Source organism: Polynucleobacter sp. 35-46-11 (assembly GCF_002281105.1).
In genome coordinates, this window is record NZ_NCFJ01000584.1 from 1 (window position 1) to 1468 (window position 1468).

Consider the following 1468-nt stretch of genomic DNA (forward strand, 5'->3'; position numbering starts at 1 on the left):
GTGTTGCCACCAAAATATCTAAGCCAGCTGCAATAGCCTTGATTTGAGGATTTGCGCCGACACCGCCAAAGATGACGGTAGATTTTAGACCAGTGTATTTGCCGTAAGTCACAACAGACTCTTGAACTTGAGCAGCTAACTCGCGGGTGGGAGTCAGGATCAATACGCGTAATTGACGTTTGCCTCCAGCTTTGGCGGTACTACTTAAGCGCTGCAAAATGGGCAGGGTAAAGCCTGCAGTTTTGCCGGTACCGTTTTGGGCTGCTGCGAGTAAATCTCCGCCCTTTAATACGGCAGGAATAGATTTTTCTTGAATGGGTGTAGGGCTGGTATAGCCTTCCTCGCTAATAGCGCGAAGGATGGATTCTGATAAACCAAGATCTGTAAATAACATAGGGGCCAAATAAATATTGACCCGTATTCAATTAAACGACTATCCCGGTCAATGGGGTGAGCTGCCACACTTGCAGTGTTTGCAGAAAGAGGGCCTATTTTAAGCTATCACACCCTATTGCTTGCTGTATTCCAAAGATTGGGCGTTACAGAATTCGCATATCCCGAGATAAATAATTTTTCCGTGCCTGTAGTCGGGTCAAATACGGATCGCTCAATGCGTCCAATATTTCCGCCATAGACATGAATACTGATTGAGGTCTGATCGCTTAAAGCATTCTCAACCACGTGAATATCATGTGTATTGGGTGATACGGTAGCTACTTGGCCAGGCTTGCACAAGGTAAATTCATCAGCTTTATAGCTGCCATCAGCCTGCTGGTGATAGTCGGCACTACGCTCTTGCCCTCGTAGTTGTCCAACCATGCCCCAGACAGTATGGTTATGCAGTGGTGTTTTTTGACCGGGACCCCAAACAAAGCTGACCACTGAAAAGCGATCGAGTGGATCCGCGTAGAGAAGGTACTGTTGATAGTACTGGGGATGCACTTTACAAAATTCCTCCGGTAGCCAGTCATCCACAACAATTAAATTTTCTAGGAGAGCTTTCCCTTTAGAAAAAATGAGCTCTTCACTGGGCTTAGTCTCTAGTAGTAGTGCCAACTCTTTAACGAAAGTCAGTAACTTGCCTTCTTGCATATACAGCTCCTAAGTTGAGATATTACTGATCGGCTGCAAATAGCCAATCAGGCAGGCCCTTGGGTTTGAGGGTGGTGGTATCAACGCAGACAATATGTAGAACTGCGCTGGCAATCAACTCAGGTTCCATACCTTCAACAATGCGTTTTGCAGTTTGCTTGACAGCAATTTGGGTTCTGCCACGATTCTCAATAACTTGATCAATGCTCAGAAGATCATCCAAGCGTCCAGGCCGATGAAAATTCATGGTGATTTCTCGAACTGGGAGAACAATGCCGAACTCATTCACCAGTTTTGTTGGGCTCAAGCCTCTTTGCTGGAGCCACTCCGAGCGACTTCTCTCAAAAATCTCTAAATAGCGAGCGTGATACACAAA

The 1468-nt window shown here is 46.0% G+C and carries 3 protein-coding genes; all 3 read right to left on the bottom strand.

Annotation, left to right across the window (positions count from 1 at the left end; all coding sequences use genetic code 11):
• The coding region (locus B7Y67_RS17850; RefSeq protein ID WP_293599781.1) for a DEAD/DEAH box helicase at positions 1-394 on the bottom strand (394 nt) is incomplete at its 3' end.
• Positions 395-501: 107 nt separating this feature from the next.
• Positions 502-1092 carry a hypothetical protein gene (locus tag B7Y67_RS17855; RefSeq protein ID WP_293599782.1) on the bottom strand — a complete coding sequence of 197 codons (591 nt, stop codon included), beginning with the start codon at positions 1090-1092 and terminating at the stop codon, positions 502-504.
• Between the two features lie 22 nt (positions 1093-1114).
• Positions 1115-1468: hotdog domain-containing protein (locus B7Y67_RS17860; RefSeq protein WP_293599783.1), on the bottom strand; the 354-nt coding region annotated here is incomplete at its 5' end.